14 protein-coding genes are annotated in these 13,645 nt (G+C 30.9%); 1 reads left to right on the plus strand and 13 read right to left on the minus strand.

From position 1 onward, the window contains the following. Nucleotides 1-23 precede the first annotated feature (23 nt). The 3 genes from HUE53_RS01010 to HUE53_RS01020 form a co-directional block, all read right to left on the minus strand. A complete protein-coding gene (locus HUE53_RS01010) occupies nt 24-1,355 on the minus strand; it encodes a T9SS type A sorting domain-containing protein (protein ID WP_192188607.1) in 1,332 nt (443 codons plus the stop codon). Nucleotides 1,356-1,543: 188 nt separating this feature from the next. Then, on the minus strand, nt 1,544-2,632 hold the full coding sequence (locus HUE53_RS01015) for an HmuY family protein (RefSeq protein ID WP_192188608.1): 1,089 nt from the start codon (nt 2,630-2,632) through the stop codon (nt 1,544-1,546). Nucleotides 2,633-2,718: 86 nt separating this feature from the next. After that, nucleotides 2,719-4,833, minus strand: coding sequence for a TonB-dependent receptor plug domain-containing protein (locus HUE53_RS01020; protein ID WP_065213238.1), 2,115 nt, complete (start codon nt 4,831-4,833; stop codon nt 2,719-2,721). A gap of 101 nt (nt 4,834-4,934) precedes the next feature. Here HUE53_RS01020 and HUE53_RS01025 point away from each other — a divergent pair, with 101 nt between their 5' ends. Beyond that, nucleotides 4,935-5,825: a DUF6607 family protein gene (locus HUE53_RS01025; RefSeq protein WP_065213237.1), complete on the plus strand. Its 891-nt coding sequence runs from the start codon at nt 4,935-4,937 to the stop codon at nt 5,823-5,825. Between the two features lie 96 nt (nt 5,826-5,921). Here HUE53_RS01025 and trxB read toward each other — a convergent pair whose 3' ends face one another. The 10 genes from trxB to HUE53_RS01075 form a co-directional block, all read right to left on the minus strand. Beyond that, nucleotides 5,922-6,872, minus strand: coding sequence for a thioredoxin-disulfide reductase (gene trxB / locus HUE53_RS01030; RefSeq protein WP_014166476.1), 951 nt, complete (start codon nt 6,870-6,872; stop codon nt 5,922-5,924). A gap of 350 nt (nt 6,873-7,222) precedes the next feature. Beyond that, nucleotides 7,223-8,176, minus strand: a complete 954-nt coding sequence (gene ftsY, locus HUE53_RS01035) for a signal recognition particle-docking protein FtsY (RefSeq protein ID WP_014166477.1) — start codon at nt 8,174-8,176, stop codon at nt 7,223-7,225. Nucleotides 8,177-8,333: 157 nt separating this feature from the next. Further along, complete coding sequence (locus HUE53_RS01040; RefSeq protein WP_014166478.1) at nt 8,334-8,486, minus strand: DUF4295 domain-containing protein; 153 nt, start codon at nt 8,484-8,486, stop codon at nt 8,334-8,336. Between the two features lie 46 nt (nt 8,487-8,532). Beyond that, a complete protein-coding gene (gene rpmG, locus HUE53_RS01045) occupies nt 8,533-8,715 on the minus strand; it encodes a 50S ribosomal protein L33 (protein WP_008253902.1) in 183 nt (60 codons plus the stop codon). A gap of 28 nt (nt 8,716-8,743) precedes the next feature. After that, entirely contained in the window at nt 8,744-8,980 is a 237-nt protein-coding gene (rpmB, locus tag HUE53_RS01050) for a 50S ribosomal protein L28 (protein ID WP_014166479.1), read from the minus strand. 74 nt (nt 8,981-9,054) lie between these two features. Further along, the gene (locus HUE53_RS01055) at nt 9,055-10,305 is read right to left on the minus strand and encodes a CinA family nicotinamide mononucleotide deamidase-related protein (RefSeq protein WP_077225711.1); all 1,251 of its coding nucleotides are present in this window, start codon (nt 10,303-10,305) and stop codon (nt 9,055-9,057) included. Between the two features lie 103 nt (nt 10,306-10,408). Next, on the minus strand, nt 10,409-10,753 hold the full coding sequence (locus tag HUE53_RS01060) for an Hpt domain-containing protein (RefSeq protein ID WP_014166481.1): 345 nt from the start codon (nt 10,751-10,753) through the stop codon (nt 10,409-10,411). Further along, nucleotides 10,753-11,364, minus strand: coding sequence for a fumarylacetoacetate hydrolase family protein (locus tag HUE53_RS01065; protein WP_014166482.1), 612 nt, complete (start codon nt 11,362-11,364; stop codon nt 10,753-10,755). Before HUE53_RS01065 ends, HUE53_RS01060 begins: the two co-directional genes overlap by 1 nt. A gap of 53 nt (nt 11,365-11,417) precedes the next feature. Next, on the minus strand, nt 11,418-12,191 hold the full coding sequence (locus HUE53_RS01070; protein ID WP_014166483.1) for a 3'-5' exonuclease: 774 nt from the start codon (nt 12,189-12,191) through the stop codon (nt 11,418-11,420). A 101-nt stretch (nt 12,192-12,292) separates the two neighbouring features. Continuing rightward, nucleotides 12,293-13,579, minus strand: coding sequence for a dihydrolipoamide acetyltransferase family protein (locus HUE53_RS01075; protein WP_192188609.1), 1,287 nt, complete (start codon nt 13,577-13,579; stop codon nt 12,293-12,295). Between the last annotated feature and the right edge of the window lie 66 nt (nt 13,580-13,645).

Raw genomic sequence — 13,645 nt, forward strand, 5'->3', positions numbered from 1 at the left:
AGGTTTTCAAACTAATTCTAAGATTACTTAACAAGTCTTGTTGTAAAAACTTTGTTATCTGTGTTTATTTTTACTATATAAATACCTTTATTTATATTTTCTGGTAAATCTATTTCTAATTGATTAACCGTTGAATTAATATTTTTATGATAAACCATTTGACCTGTAGAATTTAACATTTCAATTTCTTTAAATACTCTCGGTTCTGATGTTTCTATAGTCACTTTTGAACTTGTCAAAACGGTAGGATATATATTAAAAGAATCGTTTCTAAATTCTTGAGTAGATAATACCTGTTTTTCTAATTTTTGTTTATAAATTTCCATTTCTCGTTCATATCTATTAACAACTTTGTATTTCAAAAAAACTCTATAATAATCTCCTTCTAACGTTTTTACATAAAATTTCTTTTTAGACATTGTATATCCTGGATTATAAAATTGAAAATTAAATTCCTTCCAATCATACCCAATAACATTCATATCTTCTTTATACGTTAAATTTTCGAAATTAGAATTAATAACTTGATCTTCTTCTAAAACTTCTGCTACAACAAGACCATACTTATGCAAACAACCTGTTACGGTATACATATTATCGCTAGGATTAATTTCAGCCTTATTTAAATTTTGATCATAAGTAGTAAATAGCAAATCCCATGATTGAGGTTCTTCATCCACAACGGAATGAGTATCTAAATTATAATACACAAATTTATTTCCAGAGTATCTATAATCTAAATCGTTTATTACTTGTGTTTTTTCCGGTCCCCAGTCACTTCCATTAAATTTTGAATAACTGAAGACGTAATTCCTAAAACGAGAATTAATTTTTAATTTATAATAATCCCCTTGCCAAGTTCCATTTCTAAAAATAGAATGTCGTATAATAAAAACACGATTTCCGTTAACCTTATGCGTTTTTATATCATAAGCTCCCCAACCAATATAATATTTGTGAGGATTGGATTGATCATCCCAGTGATCATTATTTAAGGCTCCTATATTCCAATCTACTGTACTATTATACAACTCATTATCACTATCTCTTGCTAAAGAATTATAATTATCTTTCGTTACTTGACTTAATTCTGTTTTATCTGTTTTATAAACGGTACATATTGCACTACTCGTATTAGCTCTAATTCCAAAACCTCGATCATTATCTATTTGAAAAGCCAGATGCCAATTAATCTCGTTCTTAGTGTTTTTTATGACTCCTGAATTTAGCTTATAATAAGCTTTGTTTTCTCCGTTCTCTCCCAAATTAATTTTTTCAACAATTGGTTTATAAGCTATTTGGGAGTAAACAGACCAATTGAAAATCATCAATAAAAATAGTTTTATTGCTTTCATATATATAGTTTTTAAATTATTTTCTAGTTGTGTTTTATTTAATCTAGGGAAGAAGACTATCTCTAAGTTCAAAATCAATATTTAGTTTGTAACTTCTATCGTGACAGATTAAAATCAGATAGTAATCTTAACTAATAAAAAAACTCCTTTTTTATTCTTTGAAATAGCCTTTTCAAATAAATTTTAATTTATAATAAAGTATATTGAATTTTGGTATTCCCTCTTTCTCCATTATCATTAGTCATTGTAAGAAATTTTATTTTATAATAATTAGATTCAATATCTTTTAAAACATAAAAACGGTCTGTTTTAATACTTGGTAATCCTCCAAACTGAGACCCTCCTACTCTCCAATTAGAACCTATTATCCTCTGATCCGTTTTAGAAGGGATCAGATTAGATTGTACTATATTTTCTTTTTTAAATTTTTCATAAGTATATTCCGATGTATTTACTTCATATACCTGTGTTCCTCCTTTCATATTAGAAATAACAAAATCTGCAAACCCATAAGTCACAACATCATCTCCCGATAAAATATAATTGGTAAAAGTGGTAAAACATAAGTCCCATGATTCCTTTTTAGGTTCTACAACCACAACCTCTTCTTTAAATAGGCTGAAAAAAGTAAAGTTGTATGACCTATCCTTATCTATTATTTTTTCTTTAAAATTTTTATCCAACAAATCCGCGTATTGAATTTTATATCCTCCATTATTAGCTCTTAATATTCTAATTTTTTTCCAGCCTCTTGCTTTTCCTTCCGTACTGACTGAACCTAATGCGGGTGTATTTGTAGAAACTTCAAAGCCTAGATTGAGCAGGTATACTTTATTTTCGTTATCAACCGCAGAAATTTCTGCTATTGCAGTTCCTTTTCCTTCTCCTGAACCATTCAAAATACCTGTAGCATCATCACAGTATCCATTTTTAGCTAAATTAAATCCTCCTAAAGACACTACATTTTTATCCGAGTTTTGAACTAAAGTTATATCTGTTTGATCTGTTTTTTTAACAGCCATAAATACAGAACTATTCAAAACCACTCTAAACCCATCTCCTGAATAAAACCCCAAATCCCACGTTGCTCTATTTACAACTTTAGATGTTCCTTTACTTAAATCTAAAAAAACCTGATTAGGCTGATTAGGACCTCCTATCTCTGGTTTTAAAATTTCTTCTTTAGAGATTACGGTCTTTGGTTTTTCATCTACAGTTTCTTTTGAACAAGAGATTAAAAATGTGGTTAAATACAGTAGTAATAGTCCTTTTTTCATATAGATTATTGTTTATTATTCATTGCTATTGCTTATTTTACTTTATCTTACTAAATATTTGGCAATAATTACCTGGTCTTTTTTATCTAAAATTTTAAATTGTATACTATTTTCACAAAAAAGGAACGTCCATAGGCTAACATCAACTGAGAGTTTCTTGCATGCCCTCTGGATTGTTCCATTCCTGACTGATTTATGTTGGTTATATTCAATATATTTCTAGCTCCCATACTGGTTTCTACTTTGCCTTTAAAAATCTTTTTTTGCAAAGTAAAGTCTAGCCAATTAGAAGAATCTACTGTGGAAACTTCATATTTAGTTGCTCCTTCTATTAGTTGCTGAACCCTTCCGTTATATTTATAATAAAGAGACACATTTAATTCTGGTTTTGAAAAAGAATAAGATAGGCTTGCATTGCAATTAAAAGAATACAAATAGTCTTTATTGGAAGAAAAAACTTGGTTATCTATTTTTTGAGAAATCCCTACTAAAGAGGCTCCAAAACTAGCTGATACTTTTTGGTTTTTCAGCTGGGTTAGAGCGGCTATATTAAGTATACTATATTTACTAATATTAATATATTGATATTCTGGATTACCTGTATCTGGATTAAATCGGGACAAAACCATATCTATTTTATCCTTTAAATCAATAAAACTAGTAGACAGCTGATTAGAGAAAATGGTATTTTTTTTAAACTCTTGTACTCGTTTTAGACTAGCTTCATAGGAAGTACTTGTTTCTGGAATCAATTTTTCATTACCTGAAAAAAAATGTCCATCAAAAATTTGTTTAGAATAAAGTTCAGTGAAATTTGGGGTTCTATAAGAAGTCCCATAAGATAATCGCATCTCTACTCCTTTGTTAAACAAATGACGCAAAGCTAATGAGGAAGCATATTGATCTTGAAATAAAGATTGAATTGAAAAACGTAAACCTGGTTTAAGAGAAAATTTATCTGTAATTGACAATTCGCTAGAAACATAAAAATCATAATTATTAATTCTTTTTTCAATAGGCTCCAAAACATTATTCTCCTTCTGGATCAAAGAAAATCCTTTATTAGAAACTATTTCGTATCCTAATAATAGATCTGCTTTATCAGTATTAAAAAAATTACTCAAAGAACCTGTACTATAATAAACCTCCATAGACTGATCCTTAAAAAGATCATTATTTAGTTCATTTTTATCGTATAAATTAAATTTAAAATTCTCTAATTTTCGTTCCTGTTTTTGATAAGAAAATGATCCCGTATAATTAATTTTTGAAAAAAAACGTCCCGAAAGATTTAAATTATGAAAAATTCTATTTACAAAATATCGTTTATCATTAGCGTAACGATAATACCCGAAATCATCATTATATCCTGATTGAACTGTACTGTTATAAAATCGAACCAATTCATTAAACATTTCTAATTTGTAATTCAAATCAAAATTATTGGTATGGTAAACAACCGTTGTCGTTCCATTTAATTGTTCTTTAGGCAACCATCTTAGTCCTCTAGTTCCATCATTTTCGCTATAAAACTTACCTTGCTTCGTATCATAAAACCCTTTGAAATCATTTCTATTAATTCCTAAATCAAAATACCATGTCCCTTTATAATTATAGGATAATTTTAAATTTTGTATATGCCTTCCTTTATCAAAAAATTGAAACTCCTTCCCTATGGTTTCTTCCTGAGTCCCCATACGTAAAGCAAATTTCCCTGAAAGCTTCTTTTTTGTAATAATATTTAAAACTCCCGTAACAGTATTAGCCCCATGCGTAACACCCATAGATCCCTCTACAATTTCAATTCGTTCTATATCATTTAAATTAATTTGAGAAAGATCTATATTATTCCCTAAACCGTTTTCGTTAATTAGCGGTACATTATCTACTAATATTTTAAAATACTGTCCATCTAATCCAAATAAAGAAACAGTAGAACGACCACTTGAACCGCTGGGCTGTAATGAAATGTTTAAATACTGATTTAATACATCTGTAAAATTATTTGCTGATAAATTTTGTATATCCTTAGAAGTAATAACTCTTACATTAAAAACAGATTTTTTTAATGATTGAGGAGTAAATTGTCCTGTAATTACTACTTCATCTATTTTTTTTACTCGCAATGAATCCCTAGAATCAATTTGCCCCATTACGATATTACTAAAAACAAAAGGGACAAGCATTATTATTTTATACATGATAGTAAATGTATTCTTATTTGAGTGCAAATATACTATTATTTTTATTTATTCTAAATAAATTTAATATATTTGTACAAATTTTTTAAAATACTCTTTACATGAAAAAAACAACTTTAACACTTATTTTAATAAGTCTATTTTCAACAAATTATGGACAAAACAAAAAAGAAGAAGATAGAAAAGCGATCAAATCTATGTGCGGATGCTATGAAGTTGAGTTTAATTTTGCCGAAACATTTAACTACTCAAAAAATAATGACTATAAACCTTCTCCTTCAAAACATGAAAAAGCTATAGAATGGATAGAACTCATTGAAGATGAATCAAACAAAATTTCCTTACAACACTTACTTATTACCGGAACAACAGAAGAATCAATAGTAAAACATTGGAGACAAGATTGGCTATATGAAAATACTGATTTATATCTATTTGATAAAGATCAAACTTGGAAGTACAACAAATTGAATAAAAAACAAGTAGCAGGCCAATGGACTCAAAAAGTATATCAAGTTGATGATAGTCCTCGTTACGAAGGAACAGCATCTTGGATACACGTTGATGGAAGACATTTTTGGGAGAACACAACAGATGCACCTTTACCTCGTAGGGAACACACTATAAGAAATGATTACAATGTTTTAAAAAGAAATAACATCCATGAAATAAAAGATTTTGGATGGATTCATAATCAAGATAATAAAAAAATAATACGCGAAAATGAAGAAGTTGTATTAGCTGAGGAAAAAGGTTATGATGTATACAAAAAAATAGATGATTCAAAATGTACTTTAGCTCAAAATTATTGGAAAAAGAACCGTATCATTTGGAAAAATGTTAGAGATAAATGGTCTACTGTTTTCAATCAAAACAAAGACTTGATACTTAAAAAAGAAAAACAACCTTTATTTACAAAATTATTTGAATTAAAACCAGAATCTTCTCCAGAAGAAATAAGCAATATAATTGATCCATACATTAGTAAATAAATTCTTTTTAAAACCCCGTTTTTAAGTTTTTCTTAATTTCGGGGTTTTCTATTCTAAAAAAAATTGTATTTTTAACTACATAATACTGAATACTCTTTAATATTCTTTTGCAGCCAGATATCTTTCTGCATCAAGAGCCGCCATACAACCTGTACCCGCTGCTGTTATAGCTTGACGATATACATGATCTGCGGCATCACCTGCCACAAAAACACCCGCTACATTCGTTTTAGAAGTTCCAGGAATATTTAATATATAACCTGTTTCATCTAAAGTAATATAATCTTTAAATATATCCGTATTAGGTTTATGCCCTATTGCCACAAAGAAGCCAGTAGCAGGGATTTCCGTAATTTCCCCTGTTGATTTATTTTTTGCTTTTACAGCTGTTACCACTTGTCCATCTCCTAGAACTTCTTCTGTTTCTGTGTGCATTAAAATTTGAATATTTTCTGTTTTACGCACACGTTCTTCCATAATTTTTGATGCTCTAAACTGCTCACTACGAACAAGCATGGTTACTTTTTTACACATTTTAGATAAATAATGGGCTTCTTCACAGGCACTATCTCCAGCCCCTACAATAACTACTTCTTGATTGCGGTAAAAGAATCCATCACAAACGGCACAAGCCGAAACACCTCCACCCATATTTAAATAATGTTGTTCAGAAGGTAATCCTAAATATTTAGCAGATGCTCCTGTTGAAATAATAACCGTATCACACAAAAGCTCTTTTCCATCATGAATCCATACTTTATGCAAATCAGCAGAAAAATCTACTTTAGTAACCCAACCATTACGTATATCAGTTCCAAAACGCTTAGCTTGCGTTTCTAATTGTACCATCATCTCTGGCCCTGTAACCCCTTCTGGATAACCAGGGAAGTTTTCTACTTCATTCGTTGTTGTTAACTGCCCTCCTGGCTGAGTTCCTTGATATAAAACAGGGCTCATATTAGCCCTAGCAGCGTAAATAGCAGCAGTATACCCCGCAGGACCAGAACCTATAATTAAACATTTTACTCTTTCTATTGTATCTGACATAATATTAATTTTTAAACACCAAAAATAATCATTTTAAAACGTAATAAAAGTAACCTAAATTACAGTTTTCAATACATCTATAAATATAAATGATTTAGCTAGTTAATTTATCTTTCATAAGAAAAAGAAGAGTACTTACATTGAAGCTTTTCCATAAAAAAAGCTGAATTTGATATTCAGCTTTTTTTTATTACTTTTTTTCTTTATAAAATTTTACTAAGGCCGAAATGTATAATATTAAAGCTATTGTATAAAATAATAAGGAAATTTTTATATTTTTAGTATACTGAGCCACTAAAAGAGCGGATGTTCCAAAAAGGAAAAAATGAAAGGCTTTAAAATTTTGCATATTATTTAAAGAAAGAGTCTACAAACTCATATTTATTAAACACTTGAAGATCATTAATACCTTCCCCTACCCCAATATATTTAACTGGAATTTGAAATTGATCAGAAATTCCAATTACGACTCCTCCTTTAGCTGTTCCATCTAATTTTGTAACAGCTAAACAGCTTACCTCTGTTGCTGCAGTAAATTCTTTAGCTTGTTCAAACGCATTTTGTCCAGTAGATCCATCTAATACTAATAAAACATCATGAGGTGCGTCTTGTACTACTTTTTGCATTACGCGTTTTACTTTTGAAAGCTCATTCATCAAACCTACTTTGTTATGTAAACGTCCAGCCGTATCAATAATAACCACATCTGCATCTTGTGCAACGGCACTTTGTAAAGTATCGAATGCTACCGATGCTGGATCACTCCCCATTTGTTGTTTTACAATAGGAACTCCTACTCTATCCGCCCAAATTTGCAATTGATCAATTGCTGCGGCACGAAATGTATCTGCGGCACCTAATACTACTTTATAACCTGCATTTTTAAATTGATTGGCCAATTTACCTATGGTTGTCGTTTTTCCCACTCCATTTACTCCTACCACCATAATTACATACGGTTTTTTATTAGCAGGAATCACAAAATCCGTGTCTTCACCTGAATTAGTTTCTGATAACAGAGAGGCTATCTCTTCTCTTAATATTTTATTAAGTTCATCAGTTCCTAAATATTTATCACGTGCTACACGTGATTCAATACGTTCGATAATTTTCAAGGTTGTATTAACTCCAACATCAGAAGTAACTAATACTTCTTCTAAATTATCTAATACATCATCGTCTACTTTTGACTTACCAGCAACTGCTTTAGTTAATTTAGATAAGAAAGAAGTACTTGATCTTTCTAACCCTTTATCAAGTGTTTCTTTTTTTTCTGAAGAAAAAATTTTTTTAAAGAAATTCATTTACTATATATGATTTACGATTTACAACAATGATCTACCAATTGAACAAATCAAAAATACACCCTATAAGAAAGTATTTTACACTATTTTTTAGCAAATATAAAACAAAAAAGCCACTTCAAGAAAGAAGCAGCTTTGTTATATTGAATAGATAAAATTATTTCTTTTTAAGAAATTCATCAACTTCTTCAGGAGACATGATAGCCTCAACAAAAGTATAAGCACCAGTTTTAGGAGATTTCACCATTTTAATAGCTTTTGATAATCTCTTAGATGCTGTCTGTAGGGTTGCAACGGTTTTCTTTGCCATGACTTACATTTTTTAATTGAAATTTTTACGTATAAAAATCTCTAAATTATTTAATCTCTTTATGAACAGTCACTCTTTTCAAGATAGGATTGAATTTTTTAATTTCTAATCTATCTGGAGTGTTCTTTTTATTCTTAGTAGTGATGTAACGAGAAGTTCCTGGTACACCAGAAGTCTTATGCTCAGTACATTCTAAAATTACCTGAATTCTATTACCTTTCTTTGCCATCTTAAAATATATTTAATTTAGGAATAGATTATTTGATTAATCCATTAGCTTGGGCTTGCTTTAGCACAGCTGAAATTCCGTTTTTATTAATCGTTTTAATTGTAGAAGCAGCTACTCTTAAAGTAATCCATCTATCTTCTTCAGGAAGGTAAAAACGTTTTTTAATCAAGTTTACAGAGAATTTTCTCTTTGTCTTGTTCATAGCGTGAGAAACGTTGTTTCCTACCATCGCTCTTTTTCCTGTAAGGTCACAAACTCTTGACATTATACTTATGTTTTATCGTTATTCAAAATCAGGGTGCAAAGTAACAAAAAATAAAACGATTACACAAACTATATTTAGTAATTTTTTAAAATTTCTTTATACAATATTTCAAATCCCTTATTTACAGCCCTTTCTATTACTTTTTCTCTTGGCTGTCCTAACTCAAATTTCTCTACTATAACCTTTTTAGGCGTTGCTATTGCCACGTACACAGTTCCCACCTCTGCATCAGACTCTCCTTTGGAAGGTCCTGCATTTCCTGTTGTAGCGATAGCAAAATCTGTTTTCAATAATTCTCGTACATTCTTAGCCATCATTTCTGCCACTTGTTTACTTACAACGGAGCATTCATCAATAATCCTTTTATCTACCTTTAACAAAGTTTCTTTAACCTCTGTGGCGTAGCTTACAACTCCTCCTTTAAAATAAACTGAAGCTCCTGGTATGGCTGTCAATAAAGAAGCCATCTTTCCTCCTGTACAACTTTCTGCAACCGAAAGAGTCATCTTCTTTTGAGTCAACAATTCCCCCAGCATAACTTCAATCGTCTCACCTTCATTTAGCCCTATCAAACAATCTTTTATGAGTGGTTTTACTTTTTCTATTTCCAAAGCCACTCTTTCTTTCAAAAATTGCTCATCAGTCCCCCTAGCTGTCAATCTGAGTCTTACCTGAAAAGAACTAGGCAAATAGGCTAATTTAATAAAATCAGGCAATCCGTTTTCCCATTCTTCAATTCGTTCAGCCAACAAACTTTCGCCTACCCCATAGGTCATTAACGTTTGATGATGGATATAAGGGCGATCAAACTTTTTTACCAAACGAGGCACTACTTCATGATCTATCACGTGTTTCATTTCATAAGGCACTCCCGGTAAGGAAATAAAGACCGTTTTCTCTTTTTCCATCCACATTCCTGGTGCCGTTCCTAGTTGATTAAACAGAACCTTACTTTTAGATGGCACCAATGCTTGATCTTTATTTAATTGAGTTATAGGTCTTTTAAAATAAGCCTCTATTAATTGGGTCACATGTTCTAAAACTTCCTGATCATAAACTAAAATATCGTCTAGATACTCGCATAAGGTTTTTTTGGTAATATCGTCTTTAGTGGGCCCCAAACCTCCTGTTATAACAACTATCTCTACTTGATTTTGCAAATAAGAAAGTGTTTTTAAAATATGCTCTTTATCATCTGATATAGAAAGTATTTCAATCGTTTGAATTCCTATCTTATCTAAAGATTTTGCTATATAAACAGAATTTGTATCTGTTATTTGCCCAATTAATATTTCATCTCCTATAGTTACAATAGCCGCTCTCATTTTTATTTTTTTTTACAAATTTATTATAAAAAGAAAGGATTAAAAGATTCTGACATTGCCAAAACACCTTCTAATCCTTTATTTCTAATAGGGTAATTTTTTCTTACAGGTTAAAATCTTTTTTTACTTCTTCTAAAGCTGCATTTATTCTATTTTTTAAACTTTTATACACTTCTTTAATTTCTTTTTTTTTGCCTTGATCACGCGTCCATTGTTCTACCAAAAGAATTTCTTCTTTAGCGGCATCCATACCTAACAAATCTAAAGTAGGTTTTGTTTTATGAGCAAAGCCATACGTTTTAACATAGTCTTTATCTTCAATCCCCTCTTTGATTTGCTTAATATCACTTGGAACCTCCTCTACAAAAAGAGTAATTATTTGACGTACAAAATCATCATCATCATCTGATATTGCATATACTTTTGCTAAATTGTAATGAATCGCCATTATTTAACTTGAATCTTAAATAGTTGTTTATCTTCCAAATATCCTTCCAAAATATCATTTGGATTCACTTTTGCTACTCCTGCTGGAGTTCCTGTAAAAATAACATCTCCTGTTTTTAGGGTAAAATATTGCGAAACGTAAGCTATTATTTCATCTATTCTCCACAACATTTGATTGGTATTTCCTTTTTGAACAACTTGAGAGTTATTTCTTAATTCAAATTTAAGATTTTCTAACGAACTGAAATCTTTTTTCGATAAAAAGTCACCTATTACCGCTGAACCGTCAAATGCCTTTGCAGTTTCCCACGGTAAACCTTTTTCTTTTAATTTTGTTTGCAAATCACGAGCTGTAAAATCAATTCCTAAACCTATTTCATCATAATATTTATGAGCAAACTTAGGATCAATATACTTCCCTACTTTATTAATTTTTATCAAAACTTCTACTTCATGATGTACATCATTACTGAATTCTGGCAAAACAAAAGGAAATTGTTTAGGCAAAATAGCTGTATCCGGCTTCATAAAAATTACTGGTTCAGCTGGTCGTTCATTGTTTAGCTCAGTGATATGGTCAGTATAATTACGACCTATACAGATTATTTTCATTTTTTAAGTAATTAAGAATTAGTAAATCAAAAAAACTGTTCATTAATCGCGATCTACTGTTTTGTGTTTAGTTTTCTTAATTTAATACCTGTTAATACTTTTTTAGTATACAAAGGAAAATCCGCATTTTGAATCCATCCAAAATACCCTGGCTCTTTATCAAAGACCTCCTCTACTAGAGCTCCTTTATGTTTACCAAAAGCAAAAATTTCTTGCCCTTTATCATCTAAAGCTATAAATCCAGCAAAATCAACGGATTTTTTACGAGTTGTATACTCTGATAAGACTTTCATATCATTTTCCAAATCGGGATAACGATCTAATTGTGCTTTTAAAATCTCATACGTTGCGTTTGTATCTGCTTCTGCACTGTGGGCATTATTCAGTGTTTGGTTGCAGTAAAACCTATAAGCTGCACTTAATGTACGCTCTTCTTTTTTATGAAAGATAGTCTGCACGTCTACAGAAACTCTATTTTTCATATCAAAATCAACCCCTGCACGTAATAATTCTTCTGCCAATAGGGGAATATCAAAACGATCGGAATTAAATCCCGCTAAATCAGAATCTTTAATCATATTGTGCACTTGATTAGCTAACTCTGCAAAAGTGGGTTCATTGGCTACTTTTGCATCTGAAATTCCGTGAATAGCAGCTGCTTGTAAAGGAATAGGAATGGTAGGATTTACCAACCATGTTTTACTTTCTTTGTTTCCATTTGGAAAAACTTTTATTATTGAAATTTCAACAATTCGATCTTTTGAAATATCTGTCCCTGTAGTTTCTAAGTCAAAAAAACAAATCGGACGATTTAATTTTAACTCCATTAATTTATTGTTCGGTTAATACCGCAAAGATATAAATCTAAAAAACAAAAAATCCAAATAAGTCTTCTTATTTGGATTTTTTGTTTTTTTATGTAGACAAGTTATATTTCTCTATTAATATCCCAAGCTTCTAGAATATCAGCCACTCGTTTTACAAAGGTCCCTCCTAGAGCTCCATCTACCACTCTATGGTCGTAGGAATGCGAAAGGAACATTTTTTGTCTAATACCAATAAAATCTCCTTCTGGTGTTTCAATAACCGCAGGTACTTTACGAATAGCTCCTAGAGCTAAAATACCTACTTGTGGTTGATTAATAATAGGGGTTCCAAATACCGATCCAAAAGACCCTACATTAGTAACTGTATAAGTTCCTCCTTGCGTATCATCTGGTTTTAACTTACCTGCTTTTGCTCGGTTCCCTAAATCATTAACAGCTTTAGCCATTCCCACTAGATTTAGCTGATCGGCATTTTTAATTACTGGTACGATTAGATTTCCATTAGGCAATGCAGCAGCCATACCTAAGTTAATATTTTTCTTTTTAATAATACAATCACCATCTACTGAAATATTCATTCCAGGGAAATCTCGTAATGCTTTAGCAACAGCCTCCATAAATATTGGCGTAAAAGTTAATTTTTCCCCTTCTCGCTTTTCAAAAGTATTTTTAACTTTATCTCTCCATTTTACTATGTTTGTTACGTCTACTTCTATAAATGATTGTACGTGAGCAGAAGTTTGCACTGATTCCACCATATACTTAGAAATCAGTTTACGCATTCTATCCATTTCTACAATCTCATCTTCTCCATTTACCGAAACAGGAACTGATGTTGTAACAACTGGCGTAGTTTTTATTGTTTGAGCAATAGGAGTCTCTACTGACTGTATTCCTCTATTTTTAATATAATTTAAAATATCTTCTTTATTAACTCTTCCGTCTTTGCCTGTACCTTGTATAGACTCTAGTTCTACTAATGAAATTCCTTCTTCTTTAGCTATGTTTTTTACTAATGGAGAAAAGAATTTTTCTGAAGTAGAAAAATCTACTGAAGCCACTATTTCTTTAGCAACCTCAACGGTTTTTACAACCTCTGCAACATGAGTTGATTCTACTTTTGGAGTTGATTCTATAACTGCCCCTCCTTCTGTTTCTATAATAGCAATGGTTTGACCTACCTGAACCACATCGTCCTTGTGAAATAAAATTTCAACTAATGTTCCTGCTACTTCACTAGGCACTTCACTATCTACTTTATCGGTAGCAATTTCTAGCACTGCCTCATCCATTTCAATGCGGTCACCCACATTTTTTAACCAGTTGGTTACCGTTGCCTCAGCAACACTTTCACCCATTTTGGGTAGTTTTAATTCAAACCTTGCCATATTTTTAAACTAAAGTTGTGTTTTCTTATCTAGATTGCAAAATTAACAATTATTTTGATTAATAAT

The sequence above is a fragment of the Flavobacterium columnare genome (assembly GCF_014844295.1).
GTDB lineage: Bacteria > Bacteroidota > Bacteroidia > Flavobacteriales > Flavobacteriaceae > Flavobacterium > Flavobacterium columnare.

Bases quoted from the DNA above. Each gene is read 5' to 3' on its own strand.
- HUE53_RS01010 (WP_192188607.1), bottom strand. From the start codon at position 1,355: ATGAAAGCAATAAAACTATTTTTATTGATGATTTTCAATTGGTCTGTT.
- HUE53_RS01015 (WP_192188608.1), bottom strand. From the start codon at position 2,632: ATGAAAAAAGGACTATTACTACTGTATTTAACCACATTTTTAATCTCT.
- HUE53_RS01020 (WP_065213238.1), bottom strand. From the start codon at position 4,833: ATGTATAAAATAATAATGCTTGTCCCTTTTGTTTTTAGTAATATCGTA.
- HUE53_RS01025 (WP_065213237.1), top strand. From the start codon at position 4,935: ATGAAAAAAACAACTTTAACACTTATTTTAATAAGTCTATTTTCAACA.
- trxB (WP_014166476.1), bottom strand. From the start codon at position 6,872: ATGTCAGATACAATAGAAAGAGTAAAATGTTTAATTATAGGTTCTGGT.
- ftsY (WP_014166477.1), bottom strand. From the start codon at position 8,176: ATGAATTTCTTTAAAAAAATTTTTTCTTCAGAAAAAAAAGAAACACTT.
- HUE53_RS01040 (WP_014166478.1), bottom strand. From the start codon at position 8,486: ATGGCAAAGAAAACCGTTGCAACCCTACAGACAGCATCTAAGAGATTA.
- rpmG (WP_008253902.1), bottom strand. From the start codon at position 8,715: ATGGCAAAGAAAGGTAATAGAATTCAGGTAATTTTAGAATGTACTGAG.
- rpmB (WP_014166479.1), bottom strand. From the start codon at position 8,980: ATGTCAAGAGTTTGTGACCTTACAGGAAAAAGAGCGATGGTAGGAAAC.
- HUE53_RS01055 (WP_077225711.1), bottom strand. From the start codon at position 10,305: ATGAGAGCGGCTATTGTAACTATAGGAGATGAAATATTAATTGGGCAA.
- HUE53_RS01060 (WP_014166481.1), bottom strand. From the start codon at position 10,753: ATGGCGATTCATTACAATTTAGCAAAAGTATATGCAATATCAGATGAT.
- HUE53_RS01065 (WP_014166482.1), bottom strand. From the start codon at position 11,364: ATGAAAATAATCTGTATAGGTCGTAATTATACTGACCATATCACTGAG.
- HUE53_RS01070 (WP_014166483.1), bottom strand. From the start codon at position 12,191: ATGGAGTTAAAATTAAATCGTCCGATTTGTTTTTTTGACTTAGAAACT.
- HUE53_RS01075 (WP_192188609.1), bottom strand. From the start codon at position 13,579: ATGGCAAGGTTTGAATTAAAACTACCCAAAATGGGTGAAAGTGTTGCT.